Source organism: Cupriavidus sp. YAF13 (assembly GCF_052113425.1).
GTDB lineage: Bacteria > Pseudomonadota > Gammaproteobacteria > Burkholderiales > Burkholderiaceae > Cupriavidus.
The window spans coordinates 58482-84383 of sequence record NZ_JBFRDD010000036.1 but is presented as its reverse complement, the minus strand read 5'-3'; the positions used below and the strand labels follow the sequence as shown (position 1 = coordinate 84383).

25 protein-coding genes are annotated in these 25902 nt (G+C 65.6%); 5 read left to right on the top strand and 20 right to left on the bottom strand.

The window, feature by feature from the left end:
- From AB4061_RS26595 to AB4061_RS26550, 10 genes are all read right to left on the bottom strand, one after another.
- Nucleotides 1-777, bottom strand: a 777-nt coding sequence (locus AB4061_RS26595; RefSeq protein ID WP_441639118.1) for an Hpt domain-containing protein, incomplete at its 3' end; no start/stop codon positions are given.
- 59 nt (nucleotides 778-836) lie between these two features.
- Nucleotides 837-1859 carry a flagellar motor protein MotB gene (gene motB, locus AB4061_RS26590; protein WP_441639116.1) on the bottom strand — a complete coding sequence of 341 codons (1023 nt, stop codon included), beginning with the start codon at nucleotides 1857-1859 and terminating at the stop codon, nucleotides 837-839.
- 18 nt (nucleotides 1860-1877) lie between these two features.
- On the bottom strand, nucleotides 1878-2741 hold the full coding sequence (gene motA / locus AB4061_RS26585; RefSeq protein ID WP_006162635.1) for a flagellar motor stator protein MotA: 864 nt from the start codon (nucleotides 2739-2741) through the stop codon (nucleotides 1878-1880).
- Between the two features lie 239 nt (nucleotides 2742-2980).
- Entirely contained in the window at nucleotides 2981-3586 is a 606-nt protein-coding gene (gene flhC / locus AB4061_RS26580) for a flagellar transcriptional regulator FlhC (protein WP_183033935.1), read from the bottom strand.
- On the bottom strand, nucleotides 3583-3900 hold the full coding sequence (flhD, locus tag AB4061_RS26575) for a flagellar transcriptional regulator FlhD (RefSeq protein WP_006162633.1): 318 nt from the start codon (nucleotides 3898-3900) through the stop codon (nucleotides 3583-3585). The genes flhC and flhD overlap by 4 nt, the downstream gene beginning before the upstream one ends.
- Before the next feature lie 412 nt (nucleotides 3901-4312).
- Nucleotides 4313-5044, bottom strand: coding sequence for a DUF4088 family protein (locus AB4061_RS26570; RefSeq protein WP_441639113.1), 732 nt, complete (start codon nucleotides 5042-5044; stop codon nucleotides 4313-4315).
- A gap of 50 nt (nucleotides 5045-5094) precedes the next feature.
- Nucleotides 5095-6918, bottom strand: a complete 1824-nt coding sequence (locus tag AB4061_RS26565; RefSeq protein WP_441639111.1) for a methyl-accepting chemotaxis protein — start codon at nucleotides 6916-6918, stop codon at nucleotides 5095-5097.
- A 156-nt stretch (nucleotides 6919-7074) separates the two neighbouring features.
- The gene (locus AB4061_RS26560) at nucleotides 7075-8715 is read right to left on the bottom strand and encodes a methyl-accepting chemotaxis protein (protein WP_441639109.1); all 1641 of its coding nucleotides are present in this window, start codon (nucleotides 8713-8715) and stop codon (nucleotides 7075-7077) included.
- Nucleotides 8716-8760: 45 nt separating this feature from the next.
- A complete protein-coding gene (locus tag AB4061_RS26555; protein ID WP_441639107.1) occupies nucleotides 8761-9237 on the bottom strand; it encodes a chemotaxis protein CheW in 477 nt (158 codons plus the stop codon).
- Between the two features lie 168 nt (nucleotides 9238-9405).
- Nucleotides 9406-9789: a response regulator gene (locus AB4061_RS26550; protein WP_441639105.1), complete on the bottom strand. Its 384-nt coding sequence runs from the start codon at nucleotides 9787-9789 to the stop codon at nucleotides 9406-9408.
- Between the two features lie 345 nt (nucleotides 9790-10134).
- On the opposite strand from AB4061_RS26550, the gene AB4061_RS26545 reads away from it, so the two are divergent.
- A complete protein-coding gene (locus AB4061_RS26545; protein ID WP_441639103.1) occupies nucleotides 10135-10887 on the top strand; it encodes a hypothetical protein in 753 nt (250 codons plus the stop codon).
- 44 nt (nucleotides 10888-10931) lie between these two features.
- Here the strand turns inward: AB4061_RS26545 and AB4061_RS26540 are convergent, their stop codons facing one another.
- The 3 genes from AB4061_RS26540 to AB4061_RS26530 form a co-directional block, all read right to left on the bottom strand.
- A complete protein-coding gene (locus tag AB4061_RS26540) occupies nucleotides 10932-12893 on the bottom strand; it encodes a putative bifunctional diguanylate cyclase/phosphodiesterase (RefSeq protein WP_441639101.1) in 1962 nt (653 codons plus the stop codon).
- A gap of 132 nt (nucleotides 12894-13025) precedes the next feature.
- Nucleotides 13026-14777, bottom strand: a complete 1752-nt coding sequence (locus AB4061_RS26535) for a methyl-accepting chemotaxis protein (RefSeq protein WP_441639099.1) — start codon at nucleotides 14775-14777, stop codon at nucleotides 13026-13028.
- Nucleotides 14778-14961: 184 nt separating this feature from the next.
- The gene (locus AB4061_RS26530; RefSeq protein ID WP_441639097.1) at nucleotides 14962-15567 is read right to left on the bottom strand and encodes a flavin reductase family protein; all 606 of its coding nucleotides are present in this window, start codon (nucleotides 15565-15567) and stop codon (nucleotides 14962-14964) included.
- A 347-nt stretch (nucleotides 15568-15914) separates the two neighbouring features.
- On the opposite strand from AB4061_RS26530, the gene AB4061_RS26525 reads away from it, so the two are divergent.
- The gene (locus tag AB4061_RS26525) at nucleotides 15915-16220 is read left to right on the top strand and encodes an H-NS histone family protein (RefSeq protein ID WP_441639095.1); all 306 of its coding nucleotides are present in this window, start codon (nucleotides 15915-15917) and stop codon (nucleotides 16218-16220) included.
- Nucleotides 16221-16410: 190 nt separating this feature from the next.
- Here AB4061_RS26525 and galE read toward each other — a convergent pair whose 3' ends face one another.
- Nucleotides 16411-17430 (bottom strand): UDP-glucose 4-epimerase GalE, encoded by a 1020-nt coding sequence (galE, locus tag AB4061_RS26520; RefSeq protein WP_441639093.1) that lies wholly within the window; start codon nucleotides 17428-17430, stop codon nucleotides 16411-16413.
- Nucleotides 17431-17584: 154 nt separating this feature from the next.
- Nucleotides 17585-18625 (bottom strand): tyrosine-type recombinase/integrase, encoded by a 1041-nt coding sequence (locus tag AB4061_RS26515; protein WP_441639091.1) that lies wholly within the window; start codon nucleotides 18623-18625, stop codon nucleotides 17585-17587.
- A gap of 373 nt (nucleotides 18626-18998) precedes the next feature.
- On the opposite strand from AB4061_RS26515, the gene AB4061_RS26510 reads away from it, so the two are divergent.
- Nucleotides 18999-19379 (top strand): nuclear transport factor 2 family protein, encoded by a 381-nt coding sequence (locus AB4061_RS26510; RefSeq protein WP_217446695.1) that lies wholly within the window; start codon nucleotides 18999-19001, stop codon nucleotides 19377-19379.
- A gap of 53 nt (nucleotides 19380-19432) precedes the next feature.
- Nucleotides 19433-20434, top strand: a complete 1002-nt coding sequence (locus AB4061_RS26505; RefSeq protein ID WP_441639089.1) for an NAD(P)H-dependent flavin oxidoreductase — start codon at nucleotides 19433-19435, stop codon at nucleotides 20432-20434.
- 113 nt (nucleotides 20435-20547) lie between these two features.
- Here AB4061_RS26505 and AB4061_RS26500 read toward each other — a convergent pair whose 3' ends face one another.
- The gene (locus AB4061_RS26500) at nucleotides 20548-21093 is read right to left on the bottom strand and encodes a PadR family transcriptional regulator (protein WP_441639087.1); all 546 of its coding nucleotides are present in this window, start codon (nucleotides 21091-21093) and stop codon (nucleotides 20548-20550) included.
- A 311-nt stretch (nucleotides 21094-21404) separates the two neighbouring features.
- Between AB4061_RS26500 and AB4061_RS26495 the strand changes: the two genes are divergently transcribed.
- The gene (locus AB4061_RS26495; RefSeq protein ID WP_441639085.1) at nucleotides 21405-21626 is read left to right on the top strand and encodes a hypothetical protein; all 222 of its coding nucleotides are present in this window, start codon (nucleotides 21405-21407) and stop codon (nucleotides 21624-21626) included.
- A 235-nt stretch (nucleotides 21627-21861) separates the two neighbouring features.
- Here the strand turns inward: AB4061_RS26495 and AB4061_RS26490 are convergent, their stop codons facing one another.
- From AB4061_RS26490 to AB4061_RS26475, 4 genes are all read right to left on the bottom strand, one after another.
- Entirely contained in the window at nucleotides 21862-22881 is a 1020-nt protein-coding gene (locus tag AB4061_RS26490) for a Bug family tripartite tricarboxylate transporter substrate binding protein (RefSeq protein ID WP_441639083.1), read from the bottom strand.
- A gap of 125 nt (nucleotides 22882-23006) precedes the next feature.
- The gene (locus AB4061_RS26485; protein WP_441639081.1) at nucleotides 23007-23738 is read right to left on the bottom strand and encodes an SDR family NAD(P)-dependent oxidoreductase; all 732 of its coding nucleotides are present in this window, start codon (nucleotides 23736-23738) and stop codon (nucleotides 23007-23009) included.
- Between the two features lie 223 nt (nucleotides 23739-23961).
- Nucleotides 23962-25164, bottom strand: coding sequence for a 3-oxoadipyl-CoA thiolase (pcaF, locus tag AB4061_RS26480; RefSeq protein WP_174424128.1), 1203 nt, complete (start codon nucleotides 25162-25164; stop codon nucleotides 23962-23964).
- 90 nt (nucleotides 25165-25254) lie between these two features.
- A complete protein-coding gene (locus tag AB4061_RS26475) occupies nucleotides 25255-25902 on the bottom strand; it encodes a 3-oxoacid CoA-transferase subunit B (RefSeq protein ID WP_043357060.1) in 648 nt (215 codons plus the stop codon).

Genomic DNA, 25902 nt, shown 5'->3' with positions numbered 1-25902 from the left:
GGCCTGCGCCGGAGCGGCGGCGGCCGGCGCAGCAGCCGCAGCTACCGGCTCGGCCGCTGCCGGCGCTGCGGCCGGAGCCGGCGCATCCGCCGCTTCCACGACGATCTGGTCGCCATCGACGACGAAGCAGCATACCGCGATGATGTCGTCGGCGCTGCACTGGCTCGACAGCCACACGGTGAGATCGCCGCCCTCTTCCTTCTGGCCGGTGATCTCGCCCAGGTTGGCGAGTTCCTCGCGCAACAGCGCCTGGTCCGAGGGCGACACCTTGACCAGCGTCACCTTCAGGCCGCCGCCGGCGCTCGCAGGCGCCACGGCGGCCACGGTTGCCGCTGCGGCGACAGGCGCCGGGGCGGGCGCCGCTGCCGGCGTGCCGCCCGCAGCCTCGAGCGCCAGTTGCTGAAGAACGGCGCAGATGCGCGCCAGCGTTTCCGGATCGGGTTCCGTACCGTTACGGTAGGCGTTGAGCTGATCTTGCAACACGTCCTTGGTTTCCAGAAAAGTGTCGATGATGGTCCGGGACAACGCCAGTTCCCGCCGCCGCGTACGGTCAAGCAGGTTTTCCAGCAGGTGCGTGGTTTCGGTCAGGGCGGCGAAGCCGAACGTGGCCGCGCCACCCTTGATAGAGTGCGCCGCGCGAAAGATCGCGTTGAGCTCTTCCGCATCGGGGGATTCGAGATCCAGCCCGAGCAGCAGCTGCTCCATTTCCACGAGGAGCTCTTCCGCCTCCTCGAAAAAGGTCTGGTAGAACTGCGTGATATCGATATCGACAGACATAACCGTCCTGGCTCACTGAATTTTGCTGCGAAGCCCGCTGCCGGCATGGCAGGCGGTCTTCATTGAACTCTGCCCGGCTTGGCCGGGGCCGCGGCGGCGTTGCCCGGCGCAGCCGCAGCCGGGGCGGCCGAAGCGGCCGGCGCGACTGCGGTTGCGGGGGCGGAGGCGGCCGCCAGGCCTGCCTGCACTTCCTGGCCGGCTTCACCGGCCTTTGCTGCGATCGAAACCTCGGCGGCGCTGGCATTCTCAGCCTCGATCCGAGACTGCGCGCGCTGGTTCAGCACCACGATGCTGATGCGGCGATTCACCGGCGCGAGATCGTCCTTCTTGTCGAGCGGCATGGTCGCGGCCAGGCCGATCACGCGCAGCACCTTGCCCTCGTTCATGCCGCCGGCAATCAGCTCGCGCCGGGAGGCATTGGAGCGGTCCGAGGACAGCTCCCAGTTGCTATACGTGCGCTCGCCATTGGAATAGTTGGCGGAGTCGGTATGGCCGGACAGGCTGACCTTGTTGGGCATCTCGTTGAGCACCGGGCCGATCTCGCGCAGGATGCTGCGCATATACGGCTCGACCGCGGCGCTGCCGGTACGGAACATCGGCCGGTTCTGCGTATCCAGGATCTGGATACGCAAACCTTCGCTGGTGATATCGAGCAACAACTGGGGGCGGAACTGGCGCAGCACCGGGTTGTTCTCGATGATCTGCTCAAGGCGCTTCTTGAGCGAGCGCAGGCGCTCGGCTTCCTGGCGCTCCTTGGCCTTTTCGGTGGCGTCTTCGGGCGTCTTCCTGACTTCCGCGTCCTGGCGGGTCACGTCCGTGCCGCCGCCCGGGATCACGCTGGAAGACATGCTGCTCTTGTTGCCGCCCGCAATGGCCACTTTCAGCGGCGTGCGGAAATACTCTGCCAATTGCACCAGGTCCTTGGGCTGGGCAGCCTTCAGCAGCCAAAGCACAAGGAACAGCGCCATCATTGCCGTCATGAAGTCGGCGTAGGCGATCTTCCACGATCCGCCATGATGCCCGGCGCTGCTCTTCTTGATGCGTTTGACGACAATGGGGTGCGCACCGTGCTCACTGCTCATCGCTGTCGCTCCTCTTCGTCAGGTGATGCTCTTGACTTCGCGGACGTGGTCGTCCAGTTCGAGGAAGGATGGCCGCTCAGTCGAGTACAGCACCTTGCGGCCGAACTCCACCGCCACCAGCGGTGCATACCCATTGAGCGATGCCAGCAGCGTGACCTTGATGCACTCGTACATCTTCACGGTTTCGTCCACCTGGTGCTCGACCCGCGCCGCCAGCGGCGAGACAAAGCCGTAGGCGAGCAAGATGCCGAGGAAGGTGCCGACCATGGCGTGGGCAATCAGCGCGCCCAGTTCGGCCGGCGGCAGGTCTGCCGAGGCCAGCGCGTGCACCACGCCCATCACCGCGGCGACAATGCCGAAGGCGGGCAATCCGTCACCGATCCGGGTCAGCGCATGCGCCGGCACCTCGGCCTCGTGGCGGAAGGTCTCGATCTCGTGATCCATCAAGGTCTCGATCTCGAAGGCGTTCATATTGCCGTTGACCATCATGCGCAGGTAGTCCGTCAGGAACTCCATCATTCCCGGGTCGGCAAGGATGCGCGGATACTGGCTGAACACGCTGCTGGCCGCCGGATCCGCGATTTCCTTCTCGAGGAACAGGATGCCTTCGCGGCGGGCCTTGGACAGCAGGACATAGAGCAGCGCCATGACTTCCATGTACAGCGCCTTGCTGTACTTGCTGCTGCGAAACAGTGTCGGCAGCACGCGCATGGTGGCCTTGATAGCCTTGCCATTGTTGGAGCTGATGAACGCGCCGATCGCGGCGCCCCCAATGATGACAAGCTCTGCCGGTTGATAAAGCGCGCCCATATGGCCGCCGGTCATGGCGTATCCACCAAGCACCGCCACTATCACGACAACAAAGCCAATTACAACTAGCACGATTGATTCCCCGTCAGAAAAACACGCGTCAGGCACGCACAAGAGTCACCCCTCCAGCCAGGCGGATATACCGCCTGCCTTGGCAGGGCTCACCTGTCACGCAGGCTGCCATCGGATCTGAGACCTTGGGACTATCGGGCCTTGAAGCCTTGGGTCCTGAAGTCTGTCCGTCTTAAGACTTAACGACTGAAGACGGCAAGACTTGAAGACTTAGTGCCCTATCGACCCAAGGATTTCAGTCAGGCGACAGCTTGCGCTGGTGCGATGTCCTTCGAGAGCTTCTTGGCTTTGCCAGCACGCGAGGGCGGACGGCACAGGCTGCATACGAAATTCGCATGCGGCTCGTACGCGTGCGTCACGAAACGCCCGCCGCAGCAGGTGCAGCTGGAAAGCTGCAGCATGTTGCTCTCGAAAAACCGTACTAACGTCCAAGCACGGGTGAAACTTAAGACAATTTCGCTTTCGAGCAGCGATACGTGCTCCAGATAGAGCCGATAGGCTGCCACCACGCCGCGGATGCCAACCGTCTCGCCCTGCTGGACCATGAACTGATAGGCCGAGAAGAACAGCGAGGAATGGATGTTTGGCAACCAGGTGGTGAACCAGTCGGTCGAGAAGGGCAGCATGCCCTTGGGCGGCGAGGCGCCGCGCAGCTCCTTGTAGAGGCGGATCAGGCGATCGCGCGAGAGCGTGGTCTCGGCTTCGAGGACTTGCAGGCGCGCACCCAGGCCGATCAGCTCAATGGCGAGCTGGGTCTGGTTGGCATCCTGCAGGACGCTCTTGCGATTGGGGACGGGAGTGGCCGTGGTACTCCGGGCTGACGGGGCCTGCAGGAGCGCGGTCAATTGAGCGACTCCACGGGCTGCCGTGCGAGCAGGATCGCAGCATGGATCTGCTGCATATCATGGCTCTTGGCCGTATGGGTGAGCGTCGACAGCAAGGCATGGTCGTCGAACCGAAAACGGCATAGGACCATGTTTGATGCTGCCAGTTTGACAAGCTGGGCCGGTGTCAACTTGGCGAGAATGTCGGCAATTTCCTTGCTGACGCCAAGCCTGAACATGGCTTCCAGATGATTTTCGCGCACCAGGCGTTGCGCGAGCAGCAGATAGGCGAGATTGACCTCCCTGATCTCCTGGAGAACTTCACTGCTTTCCAATTTTTCCCCGCTACCAAAAGCCCTTCGACCGCTTGTCCGGCGCTTACCCGCAGCCGAAGGCTGAAGGCGACCAGATCGTTTGAGTGCGTGTTCGACGGGTACTGCGTACAACTACGGAACTGCGCTTGGTCAGACCTATCTGAAACGTTACAAATGTTACAGAGTGTAAGTGCGACTGACAGTGTTATATCGGCAATTTGAGCAGACTGCCAATCCCCTCTTACGTTGGGGTACAGCAATGTCGCATGAAACATACATGGGATTCGAAGTTTGTAACAGACATCTCCTTGTCATGTGATTTGCATCAAAACTGTTACGCGTATGTAACAGAAGAAAAGCTCTAAAATGGCGCGCCAGGTCATCCCTTCAGAGGGTGTACTAGTCGCATTCCTCTATTGACGGGCCGGACTCACTACACTAGGACCCTGCGCAGCCATGCAGCCACCCGTGCAAACAGGTCGTCGGGCTCTTCGTGGAACAGATGCGGGCAGGTTTGCTCCACCTGTTCCATCACACGCGCAGCTTCTTCGGCACTCACAGTGCCGTAGTCCATCGAAAGCCCCAGCAACGCACGCAGCTCTCCCAGCCGCGAGCGTGCCGTGCCGGGGGTGCGTTCAGTCTGCACCATGTACATGAGGTCGTAGACCCGGCGGCGCAGGCTTTCCGCGACGCGCCATGCCGGTGTCTGCATCTGCTCCTCAAGCGTGCGGATATCCACCGCCGAGGTAGCCAGCTGGGATGCCAGGGGATCGGTAAAGGCCAGGTCGGCCCCGGCGTCCTCCAGTATCTGCCGGGACCAGTCACGGGCGTGCGCAAGGCGTTCCTGGGGCGTCCACTCGTAGCGCACCGCCAGGCCATAGCCATAGCGCTGCGCGTCGCGCATCAGGGTCGCCATGGCATTGGGCAGCTGCTTGTTGAACACGCGCTTGGCCCAGGCGTACTCCCCACCCGAGAGCAGCCGCGTGACGGCACGCTCGGTCAGCGGGCCGTCATGGTGCAGCAGGCGCGCCCGCAGGAAGTCATCGAAGCCGGGTGGCGTGAACTCGTTGTCCAGCCCGGTCGAGAGCTTGACGAAGTGCTCGAACTCGGCGCGCAGCTTGGCCGCGGCTTCTTCGGGCAGCGCCAGGGTGATTTCAGTAGTCATGATGTGCAGGTCCGGCTATGCCGCTGACGGCGGGAGCACCTTGTTCGCCGTCAGAAAGCGCTCCAATCGCCGCTTTCCGAGGTGGCCAGAGCCGCGGGACGCGCGGCGCGCGCCGTAACCGGCGCAGGCGCTTCACGTCCGCCCTCGCGCTCAGCCTTGTCCACCGGTGCGGGCTCGGCGTGACCGGACTCTTCGTGGCGGGCGGCCGGCGCCGACGGCTCCATGCGCTTGGGCTTGGCCTTGGGCGCAGCGATCACCTTGGGCTGCGGCGCTTGCGCGCGGGAGCCGGCGAAGGCATCCGTTTCGGCCAGGCGGAAGCTGGCTACCGAGGATTGCAGGCGCGTAGCCTGGTCTTCCAGCGAACCGGCGGCAGCCGCGGCCTGCTCGACCAGCGCCGCGTTCTGCTGCGTCACCTCGTCCATTTGCGCCACGGCCTTGTTGACCTGCTCGATGCCCGAGCTCTGCTCGGCGGACGCCGCGCTGATCTCGCCCATGATGTCCGTCACGCGCTTGACCGCCTGCACGATCTCGCCCATGGTGTGCCCGGCCTGGCCCACCAGCGTCGAGCCGTTGTCCACCCGCGCCACCGTGTCGCCGATCAGGCCCTTGATTTCCTTGGCCGCGTTCGCGCTGCGCTGCGCCAGGCTGCGCACCTCGCCTGCCACCACGGCAAAGCCCCGGCCCTGCTCGCCGGCGCGCGCGGCTTCCACTGCCGCGTTCAGTGCCAGGATATTGGTCTGGAAGGCGATGCCTTCGATCACGCCGATGATGTCGACGATCTTCTTGGAGGCATCGTTGATCTCGTCCATGGTCTTCACCACGCGGCCCACCACTTCGCCACCCTTGACCGCGGTCTCGGAGGCGTTGGCAGCCAGGCCGCTGGCCTGGCGCGCGTTGTCCGCGTTCTGGCGCACCGTGCTGGTCAGCTCCTCCATGCTCGATGCGGTTTCCTCCAGCGAGGCTGCCTGCTGCTCGGTGCGCTGCGACAGGTCGCTGTTGCCCGCGGCGATCTCACGCGAGGCGGATGCGATCGATTCCGCGGAATCCTTGAAGTCGCGCACCATGGCCGAGAGTTGCTGCTGCATCTGCTTCATGGCGTGCAGCAGGCTGCCCTTGTCGCCCGCACGCAGCTTCACGTCGGCCGAAAAATCGCCCTCGGCGATACGCGAGGCGATGGCCACCGCGTAGCCCGGCTCGCCGCCCAGCTGGCGCGACAGCGTACGGGCCAGGAGCGCGCCCAGCAGCACAGAGACCGCCAGGCCACCCAGCACCAGGCCCAGCATCCACAGGCGGGAGCTTTCGTAGACGCCACGCGCCTCGTCCATGTTGCCCAGCGCGCGATCGTCGCGGCGCTTGACCATCTTTGCCATCACGTCTTCGAGCGCGCGGCTATCCTTGATCAGGTCGGCGCTTTCGCTAAAGACCTGGCTTTCAAACTGCGAGGTATCGAGCGGCTGCTTGCTGACGAGCGCCACATACTTGCCCAGGCGCTCACGGTAGGCCGGCAGCAGGGCGTCGAAYTGCTTGACGAGGGCAATCCCCTCGGACTGGCTGAACGCCGGGCGCGCACGCTTCACGCTCTCGTCCAGCAGGACCAGCGACTTTTCGATCTGCTCTTTCTCGGCGGCGCGCTCGCCCATGGTCGAAGCCGACAGCAGCGCAATCTGCGCGCGGCTGGCATAGAGCAGGTCGATGTTGCCGCTCTGCACCGCCTTGAGCGCCTGCAGGTCGCCGTGATAAATCCTGCTGGTCCAGTCCGTCATGCGTCCCATATTGATGACGCCCAGCAGACCCATCACCGCGCCGATAAGCGACACGACCAGAAAGCCAACGACCAGCTTGGTCGTGACGCGGAGCTGATTGAACCATTGCATGCAGACTACCTCTTTTTTCTGAATGACTTGACCGGGGGCCTCATCTGTCCGCTGCCGGCGGGTTGCCGGCGGTGCGCACGACAGGCGCTACTTCTTCTTTTTTTTGAACATGCTTTCAGGCTGATTGCCTCGACACTGCTTGATCTCTTTCACTTTTCAGGCTTGCGCCAGATGCTGCGCGTCGCCTTGGCGCGCGCGCGCGGGCCGTGCTTCAGGGCGCAAGCTGACGCGGAAGGTGGCCACCGCATCGCGCAGGCGCCCGGCCTGGTCTTCCAGCGCACCGGCCGCGGCCGCGGCCTGCTCCACCAGTGCCGCGTTCTGCTGCGTCACCTCGTCCATCTGGGCCACGGCCTTGTTGACCTGCTCGATGCCCGAGCTCTGCTCGGCGGACGCCGCGCTGATCTCGCCCATGATGTCCGTCACGCTCTTGACCGCCTGCACGATCTCGCCCATGGTCAGTCCGGCCTGGCCCACCAGCGCCGAGCCGTTGTCCACCCGTGCCACCGTGTCGCCGATCAGGCCCTTGATTTCCTTGGCCGCGTTCGCGCTGCGCTGTGCCAGCCCGCGCACCTCGCCGGCCACCACGGCGAAGCCCCGGCCTTGTTCGCCGGCGCGCGCGGCTTCCACTGCCGCGTTCAGTGCCAGGATATTGGTCTGGAAGGCAATGCCTTCGATCACGCCGATGATGTCGACGATCTTCTTCGATGCACCATTGATGTCGTCCATGGTCTGCACCACGCGGCCCACGACTTCGCCGCCCTTGACGGCGATCTCGGAGGCGTTGGCCGCCAGGCCGCTGGCCTGGCGCGCGTTGTCCGCGTTCTGGCGCACCGTGCTGGTCAGCTCCTCCATGCTCGATGCGGTTTCCTCCAGCGAGGCCGCCTGCTGTTCGGTGCGCTGCGACAGGTCGCTGTTGCCCGCGGCCACCTGCCGCGTGGCCGTGGAAATGCTCGCCATGCCCTCCTGGATCTCGCCCACCACCGACAGCAAGCTGCGCTGCATCGTGCGCATGGCACGCGCCAGCGCCCCCACCTCGTCGCTTGCGCGGTAGTCCAGGCGCGTGGTGAGATCGCCCGCGCCCATGCGCAAGGCAAAGTCGAGCATGTCCTGCACCGGCCGGTTCACGCGTGCCAGCAGCAGCGTGCCGCCGATAAAGGATGACGCGACCGCCAGCCCGAAGCCGCCCCACAGCCAGGGCCGCAACTGGCTCATGGCTTCTGCCCCGGCCAGCACCTCGAAGGCCAGCAGCGCCGCGAGGAACCACACCAGGCCCGCCGCCTGCGACAGCAGGATGCGCCGCTTGAGCGTGATCTTGCCCAGGCGTGCCGGCAGCCCCGCCAGACCCCGGCGCACCACGGCACCGTCGCGCACGGCCAGGCCCGAGCCACCGTTCTCGCGCAGGCGTGCGTAGGCGGCGTCTGCTGCCTCGACCTGCCCGCGCTGCGGCATCGAACGCACCGAGGTGTAGCCCACCAGCTGGCCATCGACGACCGTCGGCGTCACCGTGGCACTGACCCAGTAGAAATCACCGTCCTTGCGGCGGTTCTTGACGATGCCCACCCACGAGCGTCCGGCCTGGATGGTCTTCCACAGGTCGGCGAATGCCGCCGGCGGCATGTCCGGATGGCGGACCAGGTTGTGCGCGGCGCCGAGCAATTCCTCCGCCGCGAATCCGCTGGCCTCGATAAAGGCGCGGTTGGCGAACGTGATGCGACCCTTCAGGTCCGTCCTGGAGATCAGGTAATCGTCTGCGGAGAGCTTGTACTCTCGGGAGGTAACGGGTTGATTATTTCGCATGGATGGAAGACTGCATGGATCGGACTCTCGCTACGTGCGGCCGCCTCAGGTGGCCGCGGCTGCCTCGATGGCCGCGAGTTCTTCGGTGTCTAGCAGTTTCTCGATGTCGACGAGGATCAGCATGCGGCTTTCCACCGAGCCGATGCCGCGGATGTAGTCCGTCTCGCCGGACAGCTGGGGCGCCTGCCGGATCTGGCCCGGGGCCAGCGTCAGCACGTCGGACACGCCGTCGACCACGATGCCGGTGGTGCGATCGTGCAGGTCGGCGATGATCACGACCGTGTACTGGTCGTAGTTGACCTTGTCCTGGCGAAACTTGATGCGCAGGTCGATGATCGGGACGATGATCCCGCGCAGGTTGACCACGCCCTTGAGATAGGCTGGCGCATTGGCAATCTGCGTGACGTTCTCATAGCCACGGATCTCCTGCACCTTGAGGATGTCGACGCCGTATTCCTCGCCGCCCAACCTGAACGCGAGGAACTCTTCCCCCGTGCCCTCTGTCTTGTTCCCGGCTTTCATTTGCTGGCTCCCGCTGCAATGACCGGCCATGCGGCGCTGCCAAAGCCGCAGCCGGCCGGCCCGCGGGCGGGCAGCCAGGCCGAGACTCAGCCTGCGACGAGGCACGAATATCGTTTACCTCTTAACGGCAGTCCTGGACGTGACTGAAGGGCAACAATGCCAATGCATTTACCCTACCTTGGAGGGGTCTAGCAGCGCATTCACGGCCTCCATCAGCTGATCCGGATCGAACGGCTTGGCCAGGAAGCCGGACGCGCCGGCCACGCGAGCCTGCTCGCGCACCTGGCTGTCGGCCTCGGTGCTCAGCATCAGCATCGGGATGGCGGCATAGGCAGGTTTCGCACGCAGCGTGCGGATCAAGGTCAGGCCGTCCGTTCCCGGCATCACCTGGTCGGTCACCAGCATGCCGAAGCTAGCGTCGAGGGCAAGCGCCAGCGCCTCGTCGCCGTCGGCGGCTTCGGACACGCCGTAGCCCCCGGCGCGCAGGCAGGCGCCGATCATGCGGCGCAAGGAGGGAGAATCATCGACGACTAGAATATGAGGCAAAGACATGGCGGCTCCGTTGACGGCACGATGGTGAGTCCACAAAGCCGGCGTTCTGGCACGGTGGACCGATGTTCCTGCGGACGGGGCTGCGGTGTGCGGCGATGCGCGACTGGCGTGGCCGGTGCAAACAACGCCCCTTTGGGGCATATCGGCAGCGGCGGCCGAATCCGTAGTACGGTTGCGTCGATCGGCGGCATTTGTGGCATTTGTTACCCCACGAGCATGGGGTGCATCTGGCGGCGGCGGGTGGGCATACTACGGCCTCGCCGTAAAATGGCCCGCGCACCGGCGGGCCATGGCACGCCTGCGCTACCCGCGACTGAGGCACTGCAATACCATCGGAACGTGATCATGTCGAACTTGCCAGGCCCGCAGTGGAGCAAACGGGATACCCCTGACCCGCGCCAACCCGACAAGCTCACCGTCTTCGTCCAGGGCGCCCCGGACGCATTGCTGGCGTCGCTGCCGGACTTTGGTGGATGCCTGCACTGGGTATCGCGGCGCCCGCGCCAGCCGGCCGATGCGCAGCTTGTGATCGTGGAGCGGCAGATCAACGCTACCACCGCCCAACGCCTGCGCTCCCTGCGCCATCCCGATCGCCTTGTGCTCACATTGCTGGTCGACGGCCTGCCACATGCCGCCACTGGCTGCGGGCCTATCGTGCCGACCACCGCCGAGGCGCTGCCGCGCACCCTGCAACTGCTGGCTTCGGTGCTGTTCGCGCCGGTGCTCAGCGAYGGGCCCATGCCTCTGAACTGGCGGGATGTGCTGACGGTGGCCAATCGCGACGCCATTGGCCTGCCCTTGCACCTGGACACCAGCAGCGAGGCCGGCATGTCGGATGAGCTGCTGATGCAGCTGGCGCGCTTTCATGGCCGCACGCGGATCGAGCCGGAGGCGCTGCTGGCGAGCATCTACCTGCCGCGCGGGCTGCCGTCGCTGGTTAGCTGCAGCCAGCAGTTGCGCCGGCTTGGGGCCGTTACAGGGCATCATTGCGAGACCCGCTTTGCCTTGCTGGTGCCCGAGAGCGGGCGGTTTACCCGGCTTTTGGCGCTGTTTCCGCCTGGAGGCGCGTTACCGGAGCCTTTCACGCCCAGAAAGTGAGGTTTGACGGCGAGGCGTCATTCTCCCGATCCGCTCGATTCGCCTCATGCGCCCGATAGCAAATTGGCAAACGTGACCGGGTCCAAGGGATGCGACAGCAAATACCCCTGCGCCTCGTCACACCCCATGCCTGCCAGGATATCCAGTTGCGAATGCGACTCCACGCCTTCCGCCACCACCCGCATCTTCAGTTCGTGCGCCAGCGCCACCATCGACCCGACAATGGCCCTGCCCTGCGCATCGACATCCAGCCCGCCAATCAAGGTCCGATCGATCTTCAACGTCCCGACCCGCAAGCGCTTGAGATAACCGAGGCTTGAATAGCCACTGCCAAAGTCGTCCAGCGCCACGTGGATGCCCAGCGCCTGCAGCTCCAGCAGCGTCTCCAGCGATTGGGCGATGTCCTTCATCGCCGCGGTCTCGGTGATCTCGAGCGTGACAGCCGATGGCGGGATGTCATGCTGGTGGATCTGCTCGAGCAGGTACTGCGGGAAGTCGCGGCTGGCGAAGCGCAAGCCGGACACGTTGATGGCCACCGGCACCACCGGGATGCCGTCGTCCTGCCACTGGCGTATCTGCCGGCAGACCGTGGCGATCACCCAGTCGTCGAGCTTGTCGATCTGCCCGGACTGCTCCGCCACCGTGATGAACTCGGCGGGATTGACCTGCCCCAGGGTCGGATGGCGCCAGCGGCATAGGGCCTCGGCGCCGATCACGGTACGCTGGTGCACGTCGAACTTCGGCTGGTACTGCAAGGCGAGGCCATCGTCCTGGATGGCCAGCCACAGGTCGCGGCGGATCACCCGCATGCGCCGGGCGCGTTCGCCGGCGGCCGAGTTGAATACGCGCACCTGGTTCGAGCCGCTCTCGCGCGCCTCGCTCAGGCTCACGCGTGCCGCCTGCATCAGGGCCTCGGAGGTTTGCGCATCGCGCGGGTAGATGGCGATGCCGATGTTCACGCCGATCTGCATCTGCAGGCCACGCGCGGCCACGAACTCCGCGAGCGAGCCCAGCAGGCGCGCGCCCAGCTCATTGGCGCGGCTCTGGTGCACCATCTCCGGCACGCCCACCGCGAACTCGTCGCGCGCCAGGCGCGCCAGGAAGTCGTGCGGCTCCAGCGCTGCCTGGGCCAGCGCCCCGGCATCCTGCGCCAGGATATCGTCGGCGCGCACTTCGAAGACCTCGTCGACCTCGCGAAAATCGGCGATATGCACCAGCAGCACAGCGCAGCTGGTCTCGGCCAGGCGCGCCTGGGCGATCGACTGGTCGAGCCAGCGCGCAAAGCCGGTGCGGTCCGGAAGGTCCGTGCTGACGCTGTACTCCCCGACCGTGCCATGCCCGCGCGCGGTCGCGCGCACGGTCAGGCGGCCCGGGATACGGCCACGGCGCCGCATCGGCACGGTCGGGCCGCCGCTGCCGGCGATGCCGCCGGTGCCGGGCGGATGGTCCTCGAACATCTCGTCCAGGGCATGGCTCTGCGGTCTGGCGAAATTGCCGCTGCTGGCCAGCCGCCATCCGGGCAGGCTGGCGCGGCGCAGGGCGAAGAGTCCCAGCGGCAGCAAAAGCAGCGCGCCCGCCGCCACCCAGGCCGGCGGCATGAACCTGCCGGGATTCAGGCAAAGGGCGGACGGGTGCGGGGCCTCTGCGCACAGGGAGCTCAGGCGCATGCCGGCAGCCACCACCACGCCGGCGCCGGCCAGCGTCATCGCCAGCGCTGCACCACGCAGTTGCACGTTGCGGCGCAGCCAGGGAACGGCAAGCGTGAGTGCGGCAGTCGCGGCGAGTGCCGCCGCGGTCTGCGACACGTCGTGCGTGACGCGCAGGCTGCCGGAACCCAGCGCGACCCATAACGGCAGGCCGACGGAAGCAGGGGAGAGCAGCAAGACCGCCCATTGCAGCGATCGGGCCGGCCCGCTAGGCAGCGCCCGGTCCGGCTTGGCTGCACGTATCCCCAACCCGACCGCGAGGCCGGATAGGGCAGCGAGCAGCAGAAGGCTAGCACTCATGTCAATAGGGAAGCTGCGCAAAAATTGGGGGCGATGGCGCGACGATCCAGGCGATGCGGGCGCAAAACCCGCATCATCGCATCACACGCGCTTCCCCGGTGATGAAAACGGCGGCAAACGTTCAACCATGGCTCAGAACGCGCTCCAGTCGTCGCCGCCAGCGTTGGCCGAAGCCATTGCCGGGACGGCCGGACGCGCTGCGCGTGCCTGGTGCAGGACCGGCGTGCGCGGGCTCGCCGGCAGGGCCGGCTTGCGCCCGGGCGAACGGCTCGCCGCGGCCTTGGCGGCCACGGGCACGCGCGTTGCCGGCGGCTGCGCTGCCATCACGTGGCTGCCCGAAAGACGGAACACCGACACCACGCCATTGAGCTTCTGCGCCTGCTCTTCCAGGGCGCCGGCTGCCGCCGCGGCCTCTTCCACCAGCGCGGCATTCTGCTGGGTGACCTGATCCATCTGCGTGACCGCCTGGTTGACCTGCTCGATGCCGCTGGTCTGTTCCTGCGTGGCCGCGCTGATCTCATTCATGATGTCGGTGACGCGCTTGACCGCATTGACGATCTCACCCATGGTCTGGCCGGCTTCGGCGACCAGCTTGGTGCCGCTTTCCACGCGCTGGCCGGATTCGCTGATCAGCGCCTCGATCTCCTTGGCGGCGGCGGCYGAGCGCTGCGCCAGGGTGCGCACCTCGCCTGCCACCACCGCGAAGCCGCGGCCTTGCTCGCCGGCGCGCGCGGCTTCCACCGCGGCGTTCAGCGCCAGGATGTTGGTCTGGAAGGCAATGCCTTCGATCACGGCAATGATCTCGACCACCTTGCGCGACGAGCCGTTGATCTCGTTCATCGTATCGACCACGCGGCCCACCACGTCGCCGCCCTTGAGCGCGATCTGCGAAGCGTCGCTGGCCAGCACGCCGGCCTGGCGCGCGTTGTCCGAATTCTGGCGCACGGCCGAAGTCAGCTCTTCCATGCTGGCAGCGGTCTCCTCCAGCGACGAGGCCTGCTCTTCGGTACGCTGCGACAAATCGAGATTGCCGGTGGCGATCTGCTGCGTGGCCGAGGCGATCGAGTCGGTGCCGCCGCGCACCTGCGAGACAATGTTCGACAGGCTTTCCTGCATGGCGACCAGTGCCTGCATCATGCGGCCCACCTCATTGCGCGACACATTGGTGATACGCGAGGTCAGGTCACCCGCGGCGATACGCTCGAAGACTGCCAGGGCTTCCTCCACCGGCCGGACGATGGCCCGCTGCAAGGTGGTTGTGCACAGCGCGGCCACCACCAGGCCAAAGGCGATCAGCAGGAAGCAGAGCACACGCACTTGCCGGAAGCCAGCCTGCGCGTCATTGAAATTGGACTCGCCAGTACGGTACTGGAATGCCTGCAGTGCCTCGTAGGCCGTTGCCATGCTGCGCTGCAGATCGGGCAAGTCCTTCTTGGCAATTTTGAGTGCCGCGTCCGCGTTGTTCTCCCTCAAGGCTTTTTGCACGGGCAGGATGCCCTTTTCCATGAAGTCCTGGCGCTTGCGGCCAAACTCGGTGGCCAGCGCCTTTTCTTCGGCGTCCTGCGGCAGCGCCAAGTATCGCTTCCAGGCCGCCTCGGCACTGTCGACGAATACCATGGAGCGGTCCACCACTGCCTTGGCATCATCGCCCTCTCCCGGCATGACGCCGCGATCGAGGGCCAGGCGCATGCGCGTCATGCCGAGCATGGCCTCGCCCAGCGCCTGCGACGAAGCCAGCTGGTTACCATAGGTTTCCTGAAGCGCGTCATTGCTGTGCGACATGCCATACAGGCCAACGCCGCCAACCAGCATCAGAAGAAGCGACAACATTGCCATTGCGCCGCGCAGCAGAGTTTTGATCTGGATATTGTTATGGAAAGACATGAAGCACCCGATACGGTAAGGAATGCGCGAGGCCTCCACCGGCCCCGGCCCGGCGGATCGACACCCCTGCGACCCGCTCAGGGCAGATAACGGCGGTGTCCCGCGATTCCTTGAGCCGGGTGCCGTGCCCGCCACGCCAGGCCGCTCACGGCGGGACGGCCGCGGCGCAGCGCCCTCGCCCTGTTCATTCGCGCTCTCCCGGCACTACCTGAAAACCCTCGCCCGTGGCAAAAAAGGCGCCGCCAGCCAGATAGTGTATCGAGCGGCACTCGGCATCCGGAAAATGCCATCTACCCTCTGAAAATGCAGCGGAGTCAGCCCACGCGGCCACCACTTCGGCGATGAACAGGTCGTGGCGGCCGGCAACGGCTGGCTCGGGAATGACGCGGCACTCCAGCCAGGCGAGGCAGCCGGCCACCAACGGCGCGGCGATTTCCGCCGCCGCGAACGTGGCCAGTCCCGCTGCGGCGAACTTGTCCTGCTCGCGGCCGGAACGCGAGCCCACTGCCAGCGTGGCGGCAGCCTGCCCACGCGTGGGTATGTTCAGAGCGAACTCACCGCAGGCATCCACCAGTTCGCGCGTGAGCGTGCTGGCGTCGATCACTACCGCGACTTTCGGTGGCTGGAAATCCAGCGGCATGGCCCAGGATGCCGCCATCACGTTGCGGCGGCCACCATGCGCGCTGGTGACCAGCGTCACCGGGCCGTGATTCAGCAGGCGATAGGCTTTTGCCAGTTCCACGGGGACGCGCCGGCAAGCGGCGCCGGCGTTAATCGAGTCATCAGGCATGGCGGATACGGATGAGGGTTCGCTCAAACTGGAGGCGGATCGGCATTGTTGCAGCAAAAGCACTTTATGACCCTCATCATTACAATGGGAAGGGTTATTGCGCAGCGCAAATGTAAAAAAAACGAATCTGCGCTACGCATGGATTTCGGCGAGCTGCCAAAGCGGGCATCACGCCGGAAAATCCGGCCCCATCGATGACCGGCGGCCTGCGCGGAAGTTCATTAATTAGATGGAGCAGATGATTTATCAGAATTCTCCCCATCGGGGTTAAAAGCGTTTGCAGGATCGCTTGCGGCCGTTATAATTCATCCGATTCATCATGCTCACCCAGTAAATCGAGGCTCGTAATGGCGACTTATCAGGAAATTGTTCAGAAAATCAGCGAACTTCAAAAGCAGGCCGAGGAAATCAAGGCCCGCGAGCAGGCTTCCGTCATCGCCGATATTCGCCAGAAAATCGACCAATATGGACTGACCGCGGATGACCTGGGCTTCGGCACCAAGCCTGCCGCCAGCAAGAAGGCCACCCGCAAGGTACCGGTTCGCTATCGCGACAGCGCAGGCAATACCTGGACCGGCCGCGGCAAGCGTCCGGGCTGGCTGACCCAGGCCCTGGCCGCGGGCAAGACCATCGAAGACTTCCTGATTCGCTAAAGTCGGGCGCGACGCCGGGCATGGCGGCCGACTCTGCCGCATGCCCGCAGGAACCCTGAAGACGGCCGGGCATTTGCCCGGCCGTCTTCATTTCCTTCTACCCCTGCCCTCGCCGCGCCGGAGAAACCGGGGACGCACAAGCGGATACGCGCCCCGCTTGCCCGCGTGCCCACGCGTGCGGCCGGGCAACTTAGCCGGCAAACCCCAGCGGGTTCATCGACTGCCAGCGCCAGGAATCCTCGCACATGCGATCGATGTCGTGCTGCGCGCGCCAGCCGATCAGCTTTTGCGCCAGCGCGGGATCGGCGTAGCACGAAGCGATATCGCCAGGGCGGCGGTCCCCGATCACGTAGGGCACCGGGCGCCCGCTGGCGCGCTGGTAGGCCGCGACCACCTCCAGCACGCTGTAGCCGCGCCCCGTGCCGAGATTGACCGTCAGGCATTGCTGCTGGTCGCGCAGGTAGACCAGGGCCGCAAGGTGGCCGGCTGCCAGATCGCAGACGTGGATGTAATCGCGCACGCCGGTGCCGTCGACCGTGGGATAGTCGCCACCATGCACCTGCAGTTTTTCGCGGCGCCCGCCGGCGACTTGCGCCACATAAGGCATCAGGTTGTTCGGCACGCCACCCGGGTCTTCGCCGATCAGCCCGCTTTCGTGCGCGCCCACCGGATTGAAATAGCGCAGGTAGGCGATACGCCAGGCGGGGTCCGACAGTTCCAGGTCACGCAGGATCTGCTCGCTCATCAGCTTGGTCTGGCCATACGGATTGGTGGCCGACAGCGGAAAGTCCTCCAGGATCGGCACCGCATGCGGATTGCCATAAACGGTGGCGGAAGAGCTGAACACCAGCTGCTTCACGCCGGCCGTGTTCATGGCCGAGCAGAGGGTGAGCAGGCCATTGAGATTATTGTCGTAATAATCCAGCGGTTTGCTGACCGATTCCCCTACCGCCTTGAGTGCCGCGAAATGAATCGCGCCCGAGATCCGGTGTTCGGCGAACAAACGGTCCAGCAAAGCGCGGTCCCGCACGTCGCCTTCGACAAAATGCGGGCGCTGGCCGGTAATCTGCGCAAGGCGCTCGACCACGACGCGATTGCTGTTGCAGAGATTATCCAGGCCGATCACGTGATAGCCGGCCTCGAGCAAGGCGACCCAGGTGTGCGAGGCGATATAACCGGTAGCTCCCGTGAGCAGCAAGGTTTCAGACATAGCGATTCATCAAATAGTTGTGAAAAGAGACGTAACGGGCGCCAGGACAGCGCGCACGATGCAACAAATGCCATATCGCGGCGCAGTCCTGGCGGGCAGCAGCCACGGCCAGCCAGGGTCGCCCGCCTCGGATCGAAACAGGTCGAAAGGACGGCTAAGCATAGCAGGCCACTTCTGTCGCGCCTGTGTCACCGGGACCGCTGTGTGCCGGTTTCAGGCCGGCACGTGCCTGCCAGGCCTCAAAAGCCGCCCGCAAGCGCCAGCCGGACTCCAGGTCGCGCATGCCGAGACATTGCGCCACCTCGGCCGGGCCAGCTCCGGCCTCGAAATGCAGTGCGCCACAGGTATTGCGCAGCGTCTGCGGCGACGCGCGCTCGCTGCGCCCCGCCAGCACGCCAGCCTCGTCGAGCAGGATCTCCACGCGGCGGTATAGCGAGGCCGCGTGCAAGTGCCGCCCGCTTGGCATGGCTGGAAACACCAGGTTGCCCAGCGTGCCGGTATGGGAGCGGATTTCCATCCAGGCCAGCAGCGCCGCCCGCGCAAAGGCAAAGACCGGCGCCTCGTAGGTGCGGCCGTTGTCGGCGCGGACCAGGCGCAGCCTGGCGGCATCCTCGGCGATGCTGTCGATGACCAGGCCGCGCGCTTCGCCCACTTTCAGGCCGGCGCCCAGCAACACGGCCACCAGTGCGGTATCGCGGGCGCGCTTCCACTGGGTGGCCGACAGCGCGGCGCCGCCCTGCCCGGCCGCCAGGGCCGCCGGTGCCAGCACACGGGCAATCAGGGCATCGCGCTCGGCGGGCAGCAGGAAGGCGGTCGGATCGTTCTCGCCTTCGGCGAGGTGAGCGCGCACGGCCTGGCTGGCGGGGTTGTGCAAGCCGTCGTGCAATAGCGATAAATGGTGGAAGACACGCTCGATCAGCCGCGTGTAGCGGTAACGATGGTGCTTGTGCAGATCCTGCTCGTCGAGGAAGGCCCCGATCTGCTCCGCCGACCACGACAGCGGCGCCAGGCCGCACTCTGCCGACCAGCGCAAGAGCTTGCCCCACATCGCGCGGTACACCACGGCCGTGCCGCGGCGAAATCCGTGGCTAGCCAGCCAGCCGTCGAAGGCTCGCTCGGGCTGCTTCCGCCAAGCCTCCAGGTCAGCATCGAACAGGTCAGGGGATGGCCCGTTGGCGCTTATGTCAGTACTCACTCGCGCTCCTGCGTTGGTTTTCGGCAATGCCGGTATTGTAGACAAGTCGGCACAAAAGACAGAGTCGTTTGCGCACTGCTCAAGCACGGGCGGGGCTCACCCGGCAATCCCGAACGCGCCGGGTCCTGCACTTGCAACGCCAGGCCATTGCAATTGGCGTCGTCTGCTGCTACCTTTCACACATCGCTATGCAACTGGTTGCATAGCGATGTGTAAGCCGCCGCTGCCGCGGGCCCTGAAGGGCCAAGCTGGCAAGCGTTGCGCAGCGTGCCGCAATGGGCGACTCCCACGCCCTCGGCCCAACCGGAGGAGACACGTGACCCAAGCAACTTTGTCAGCGGCGGCGCAGGCCTCGCTAGCCATCTGGCACCGCATGATCGCCACCCATTCCATGTCCGACCTGGACAGCATCGTGGCGGACGAAGTGGTTTTTCACTCGCCCGTCGCCCACACGCCGTACCCGGGCCGCGTTGCCCTGCGCATGGTGCTGGAATCCGTCAACCAGGTGTTCCAGGACTTCCGCTACCACCGCACGTTCGTCAGCGACGACGGGCGCAGCGTGGTGCTGGAGTTCAGCGCGATGGTCGATGGCAAATCCGTCAAGGCCATCGACATGATCCGATTTAACGACGCAGGCAAGATCGACGACTTCGAAGTCATGGTCCGCCCGAAGAGCGGCCTGGACGCGCTCGCCGCCGCCATGGGCGCCCGCCTCGCCAGCCAGAAATCCGTGCTGCAGGGCGCCAGCGCCTGAGCGCATCGCCGTGCTCCTACCCGTTCCACTGTATTCACTCTCGCAGAAACGCCATGTCACTTCCCGCCATTCTCCAGAACCGTCTTTCGCTGCCGGTGGTTTGTTCGCCGCTGTTCATCATCTCCAACCCCGACCTGGTGATCGCCCAGTGCAAGGCCGGCGTGGTCGGCTCCTTCCCGGCACTCAATGCGCGCCCGGGTCCGGTGCTCAACGACTGGCTGGACCGCATCACCACCGAGCTGGCCGAGCACGACGCCAAGCATCCGGACCGCCCGTCGGCACCGTTCGCGGTCAACCAGATCGTGCACAAGTCCAATGACCGGCTCGATCACGACCTGGAACTGTGCGTGCGCTACAAGGTGCCCATCGTCATCACCTCGCTGGGCGCGCGCAAGGAAGTCAACGATGCCGTGCACTCCTATGGCGGCATCGTGCTGCATGACATCATCAACAACACCTTCGCACGCAAGGCCATCGAGAAGGGCGCCGACGGCCTGATCGCGGTCGCCTCGGGCGCAGGGGGCCATGCCGGCGTGCTGTCGCCGTTTGCGCTGCTGCATGAAATCCGGGAGTGGTTCGACGGCCCGCTGCTGCTGTCGGGCGCCATCGCCAGCGGCGACGGCATCCTCGCGGCGCTGGCCGCGGGCGCCGACCTGGCGTATGTGGGCTCGGCCTTCATCGCCACCGAAGAGGCCAACGCGCAGGCCGGCTACAAGCAGATGATCGTCGACAGCACCGCGTCGGACATCGTCTACTCGAACCTCTTTACCGGCGTGCACGGCAACTACCTGCGCCAGAGCATCGTCAATGCCGGGCTTGACCCGGAGGCGCTGCCGCAATCGGATCCGTCCAAGATGAACTTCGGTTCGGGCAGCGCCAAGGCCTGGAAAGACATCTGGGGCGCTGGCCAGGGCGTGGGTGCCATCAAGCGCGTGGTGCCGGCCGCCGAGCTGGTGCGCCGTTTCAGCGAGGAATACGCGCTGGCGCGCCGCCGCCTCGGGCTGGCCCCGGCAACGGCTTACGCCAACGGCGCGACGGCGGCCGACCTGGCCTGAGCGTTGTTGACGGTGGCCAGCGCACTGCCGCGCCTGGCCACCGGTCCGATCCCCCTATTGCCGCCCATTTCCACGCATGTCCCATCCGCCGGGCGCGATCGCCCGGCGCGACCTCAGGCCGGGTCGTCCTGCTTGTCCAGCAGCGGCAACAATTCCTCGGCCCACGACACCCAATCCTCTTCATACCGGATGCCGCGCCTGAGCAGGGCGTGCTGCAACTGTTGCGCGCGCGTGGGCTGCGCGGCGGAGAAATCGCGCCGCTCGATCTGGCGATAAGTCTCGAGCCGCTCGCGGTGCAGACCGATCAGCCGCGCCATCTCCGGCCCCAGCCCGAGCGGGCCCACGACGGCATCGGCGCGCAGCTTCACCAGGATTTCATCGCGCACGTCCAGGCCGGCGGTAGGCGCCAGCACCCAGCGCGCCAGTTCGTCGCGCCCTGGCGGCAGCACGAAGTAGACCTTCTTGCGGTTCCTGGCGTCCCCCTCCCCCTCGTCCGCGGCAATCCAGCCGTGCTCCGCCATGCGGCCCAGCTCCCGATAGATCTGCTGGTGCGTGGCATGCCAGAAATAGCCAATGGAGCGGTCAAAGCGGCGGGCCAGCTCGTAGCCGGAAGACGGTTTTTCCAGGAGGGAGGTCAGGAGTGCGTGCTGAACGGACATGCGGGAAGCGTGACGTGGAGGCCGGTCGCCCGGTGGCGGCACATGGCTGCCGCCATGGCTTTGGGTGGCGAGCGCCTATGGTAGCGCAAAGCCAGGCCCCGCCAGGGCTGCCGCCCACGGATACCGCCAATTTCCGGCGGTCGGGCACGTGAAAAATGACAAGGCAACGACAACGCTGATGCAGATCTAAAAAATGCTAAATAGCATTTTTCGGCAGGGTGCAATACATTTGCAGACATAGTCATTCCGCATGCCTGTTGCCGGTTCTCGGCCACGGCACAGCCATGCCAGTCATTCACCAGGAGTGGTCCATGCCAGGACGAACAGATTTCGCCGAAGACCGGGATGTCCCGTGGGAGGCCGATGAGCCCCAAGCCGCCAGCCAGCCCGCGTCGGCTACAACGATGCCCGTGTACTACCGCCTGCCGGATACGCCGGACGGGCACCATATCAAGGAATACGCCAGCGGCTTGCGCCAGCTGGTGCGTTTTGTGGGCGTGGAAGAACAGGTTGTGAAGTACAGCCTGGCCTGATGGCCGATGCGCGGCGCTTGCCGTGCACCGTCTCCTGCCATTGTTTCCCCCCTGTCTCCTCCTGCCCCGCGTGTGGGGGCCAGGATTGGGCCCGCAAGCTACCGCGGGCTTTTTTCTGTCCTGAGCGCGTCCACATGTCAAGCGCACGTAAAAAGGCCGGCCCCGAAGGGCCGGCCTTTTTACTGTCATCGGCCCGGGGCAGACGCCCGGGCCGGGGCCACCGTGCGGGGATCGATCAGTCCACCGTGGCGCCCGAAGCCTTCACCACCTTGGCCCACTTGGCGGTCTCGGTCTTCATGAAAGCGGCCAGTTCGGCCGGCTTCTCGGGATGCGGCTCCGCGCCCTGGTCGGCCATCTGCTTCTTCACTTCCGGCATGGCCAGGATCTTCGCCACTTCCGCATTCAGGCGATCGACGATCGGCTGCGGCGTGCCGCCGGTGGCGTACAGCGCGAACCAGGAAGTCGCTTCATAACCCGGCACGCCGGATTCAGCCACGGTCGGCACGTTCGGCAGTGCCGGCGAGCGCTTGGCCGAGGTCACGGCGATGGCGCGCAGCTTGCCGGCCTTCACGTGCGGGTACGACGACGGCATGTTGTCGAACATCAGGCCGATCTGGTTGCCCAGCAGGTCGTTGACCGCCGGGGCGCTGCCCTTGTACGGGATGTGCTGGATATGCAGGCCGGTCATCGAGTTGAACAACTCGCCCGACAGGTGCATCGACGAGCCGCTGCCCGACGAACCGTACGACAGCTTGTCCGGGTTGGCCTTGACGTAGGCGATCAGTTCCTTGATGTTGTTGACCGGCACCTTGGGGTTCACCACCACGATGTTCGGCACCATCGCCACGCGCGAGATCGGCGCGAAATCCTTGACCGGATCGAACGGCAGCTTGGAGTAGAGCGACTGGTTGATGGCGTGGGTACCGATGGTGCCCATGAACAGGGTGTAGCCATCGCCCGGGGCCTTGGCCGCGATCGATGCGCCGATATTGCCGCCCGCGCCCGGACGGTTGTCGATCACCACCGGCTGGCCGAGCGCCTTGCCCAGTTGCAGGCCGACGATGCGCGCCAGGATGTCGGTGGTGCCGCCGGCCGAGAACGGCACGATCATGGTGATCGGCTTGGTCGGGTAGTTGCCTTGCGCGTAGGCCGCGCTGGTCATGCCGCCGAAGGTGGCGGCCAATGCCACACCGGCAGCCAGCAGGCGGCGGCGCGCGCTGTTGTGCGGGGTGCGAGCTTGGGAATGAGATTTCATGTTTGCTCCAGGATAAATCGCTGTAAGCCCGCGCTTGTGGCGCGGGTCATCTTTTTTAGTTTTCTACGGACTAAATGCTGCGGCGTGATGACGGGTGCGCGTTTTGCACCGGTCACGCCGCGGGACTACACGGGTGCCACGCCTAGGGTGGTGCCGCCGCACACATATAGCACCTGGCCGGTCACGAAGCCGTTCTCCGGCGACAGGAAAAACATCGAGGCGCGAGCCACGTCTTCCGGGGTGCCCATCCGCTTGACCGCGATGCTGGCGAGAATCCGCTTGGTCTGCTCGCTGCCTTCGGGGTTGCTCTTGCGGAACAGGTCGGTCGCAATCGGGCCAGGCGCCACGGCATTGACCGTGATGCCATCGCCGCCGAGTTCCATCGCGAGCGTGCGGGTCATGCCGATCAGGCCGGCCTTGGTGGCGGAATACACCACGCGCTCCGGCTTGCCCAGCGCCGCGCGCGAGGCCATGTTCACGATGCGGCCAAAGCGTGCCGCGCGCATCGCGGGCAGGCAGGCCTGGGTCAGCAGCAGGGTGGCTTGCAGATGCAGGCCAACCACATAGTCCAGGTCTTCGACGCGCGCCGTGTCGGCCGTGCCGGGGCGGGTGGCGCCGGCATTGTTGACCAGCCGGGTCACGGCAAAGCGCGAGGTCACCTGCTCGGCCGCGGCGCGGGTCGCGTCGGCATTGGTCAGGTCGGCCTGGACAAACGTCATGTTGGGATGGGACCAGGCGGGGGCGACATAGTCGACATTGACCACCTGGGTCACGCCATCGGCCAGCAGCATTTCGCTAATGGCGCGGCCGATACCGGAACTGGCACCGGTAACGAGCGTGGCAACGGGAAGGGGCATCACATACTCCGACCGGCAAGGGGCACCGGGTCATGCTGAAGAGGATGCGACGAGAGCCGGCGAGCCAGTCGGCCCTGTCGCGCTGCTTCTTTGCGTTGGGAAACTTCATCAGCCTGCGCTTCCACCGGGTACTAACGGCAGCCGCGCGGCATTCTTTAGCGCACGGCGCCCGCGAGCCGAAGCCCGCGGGCGCCCAGGTGTCAAACGGTCAGGCAGCTGACGATCAGACGCGCTCGATCACCATGGCGATGCCCTGGCCCACGCCGATGCACATCGTGCACAGCGCGTAGCGGCCGCCAGTGCGGTGCAGCTGGTACATGGCGGTGGTGACCAGGCGGGCGCCGCTCATGCCGAGCGGGTGGCCCAGCGCGATCGCGCCGCCATTCGGGTTGACGCGTGCATCGTCGTCGGCCACGCCGAGTTCGCGCAGCACGGCCAGGCCTTGCGCGGCGAACGCTTCGTTCAGCTCGATCACGTCCATCTGGTCGATGGTCATGCCGAGTTGCTTGAGCAGCTTCTGCGAAGCGGGTGCCGGGCCAATGCCCATCACGCGCGGCGCCACGCCGGCGGTTGCCATGCCGACGATGCGCGCCTTGGGCGTCAGGCCGTGCTGGCGGGCCGCGGCTTCGCTGGCGAGCAGGATGGCGCAGGCACCGTCGTTCACGCCCGAGGCATTGCCCGCGGTCACGGTGCCATCGGCGCGAACCACGCCGCGCAGCTTGCCCAGCGCTTCCATGCTGGTGGCACGCGGGTGCTCGTCGCGGTCCACAACCAGCGGGTCGCCCTTCTTCTGGGCGATCGTCACCGCGGTGATTTCCTGCGCCAGCGTGCCGTCGGCTTGCGCGCGCGATGCCTTTTCCTGGCTGCGCAGGGCCATCAGGTCCTGGTCTTCGCGGCTGATCTTGTAGTCGGTGGCAACGTTCTCGGCGGTCTCGGGCATCGAGTCCACGCCGTAAGCCGCGCGCATCGCCGGGTTGATGAAGCGCCAGCCGATGGTGGTGTCGAAAATCTGCGCATCGCGCGAGAAGGCGCTGGTCGCCTTGCCCATCACGAACGGGGCGCGGCTCATGCTTTCCACGCCGCCGGCGAGCATCAGGCCGGCTTCGCCGGACTTGATCGCGCGTGCGGCGGTGCCGGTAGCGTCCATGCCCGAACCGCACAGGCGGTTGATGGTGGCGCCCGGCACGCTTTGCGGCAAGCCGGCCAGCAGCAGCGACATGCGCGCTACGTTGCGGTTATCTTCGCCAGCCTGGTTGGCATTGCCGTAGATCACGTCGTCAATGGCGGACCAGTCCAGGTTCGGATTGCGTGCCATCAGCGCCTTGAGCGGCACCGCGCCCAGGTCATCCGGGCGCACGCCGGACAGGCTGCCGCCGTAGCGGCCGATGGGGGTACGGATGGCGTCGCAGATGAAGGCTTCGGTCATGGTTGTCTCTCTCTTGCTTGTTCGTGATCGTGAAAACGGGAAGCTTGGAAGCGTGCTCGCCGGGGCTGGCCCCGCCGGTCAGGCCGGCACTCAGGCAGAAGCGCCCTGCTTGAGCGGCACGCCGGTCAGGCGTTGCAGTTCGTCGAAGGACAGGCCTTCAACCAGGTCGCGCGCCACCAGCCCGTCAGGCGTGACGTCGATGGTGGCCAGATCGGTATAGATGCGCGTGACGCAGGTCATGCCGGTCAGCGGATACGTGCATTCCGCCACGATCTTGCTCTCGCCCTGCTTGGTCTGGTGTTCCATCATCACGAACACCTCCTTGGCGCCGATCGCCAGGTCCATCGCGCCGCCCACGGCGGGGATCGCGCCCGGCGCGCCGGTATGCCAGTTGGCCAGATCGCCCTTCACCGAGACCTGGAAAGCCCCCAGCACGCAAAAGTCGAGGTGGCCACCGCGCATCATGGCGAAGGAATCGGCATGGTGGAAATACGAGCCGCCCGGCTTGATCGTGACCGGCTGCTTGCCGGCGTTGATCAGGTCGCCGTCTTCTTCGCCGGCGGGGGGCGCCTTGCCCATGCCGAGCAGGCCGTTCTCGCTGTGCAGCAGGATTTCACGGTCGGCTGGCAGGTGATTGCCAACCAGGGTGGGCAGGCCGATGCCGAGATTGACCACGGCACCGTCGGGAATGTCTTTGGCCACGCGGGCGGCCATCTGATCGCGGGTCAGGCGTTGCAT

Coding starts and splice junctions, on each gene's coding strand:
- motB (WP_441639116.1), bottom strand. CDS start 1,859: ATGAGCAGTGAGCACGGTGCGCACCCCATTGTCGTCAAACGCATCAAG.
- AB4061_RS26570 (WP_441639113.1), bottom strand. CDS start 5,044: ATGACTACTGAAATCACCCTGGCGCTGCCCGAAGAAGCCGCGGCCAAG.
- AB4061_RS26560 (WP_441639109.1), bottom strand. CDS start 8,715: ATGCGAAATAATCAACCCGTTACCTCCCGAGAGTACAAGCTCTCCGCA.
- AB4061_RS26555 (WP_441639107.1), bottom strand. CDS start 9,237: ATGAAAGCCGGGAACAAGACAGAGGGCACGGGGGAAGAGTTCCTCGCG.
- AB4061_RS26550 (WP_441639105.1), bottom strand. CDS start 9,789: ATGTCTTTGCCTCATATTCTAGTCGTCGATGATTCTCCCTCCTTGCGC.
- AB4061_RS26540 (WP_441639101.1), bottom strand. CDS start 12,893: ATGAGTGCTAGCCTTCTGCTGCTCGCTGCCCTATCCGGCCTCGCGGTC.
- AB4061_RS26530 (WP_441639097.1), bottom strand. CDS start 15,567: ATGCCTGATGACTCGATTAACGCCGGCGCCGCTTGCCGGCGCGTCCCC.
- AB4061_RS26525 (WP_441639095.1), top strand. CDS start 15,915: ATGGCGACTTATCAGGAAATTGTTCAGAAAATCAGCGAACTTCAAAAG.
- galE (WP_441639093.1), bottom strand. CDS start 17,430: ATGTCTGAAACCTTGCTGCTCACGGGAGCTACCGGTTATATCGCCTCG.
- AB4061_RS26510 (WP_217446695.1), top strand. CDS start 18,999: ATGATCGCCACCCATTCCATGTCCGACCTGGACAGCATCGTGGCGGAC.
- AB4061_RS26505 (WP_441639089.1), top strand. CDS start 19,433: ATGTCACTTCCCGCCATTCTCCAGAACCGTCTTTCGCTGCCGGTGGTT.
- AB4061_RS26500 (WP_441639087.1), bottom strand. CDS start 21,093: ATGTCCGTTCAGCACGCACTCCTGACCTCCCTCCTGGAAAAACCGTCT.
- AB4061_RS26495 (WP_441639085.1), top strand. CDS start 21,405: ATGCCAGGACGAACAGATTTCGCCGAAGACCGGGATGTCCCGTGGGAG.
- AB4061_RS26490 (WP_441639083.1), bottom strand. CDS start 22,881: ATGAAATCTCATTCCCAAGCTCGCACCCCGCACAACAGCGCGCGCCGC.
- AB4061_RS26485 (WP_441639081.1), bottom strand. CDS start 23,738: ATGCCCCTTCCCGTTGCCACGCTCGTTACCGGTGCCAGTTCCGGTATC.
- pcaF (WP_174424128.1), bottom strand. CDS start 25,164: ATGACCGAAGCCTTCATCTGCGACGCCATCCGTACCCCCATCGGCCGC.
- AB4061_RS26475 (WP_043357060.1), bottom strand. CDS start 25,902: ATGCAACGCCTGACCCGCGATCAGATGGCCGCCCGCGTGGCCAAAGAC.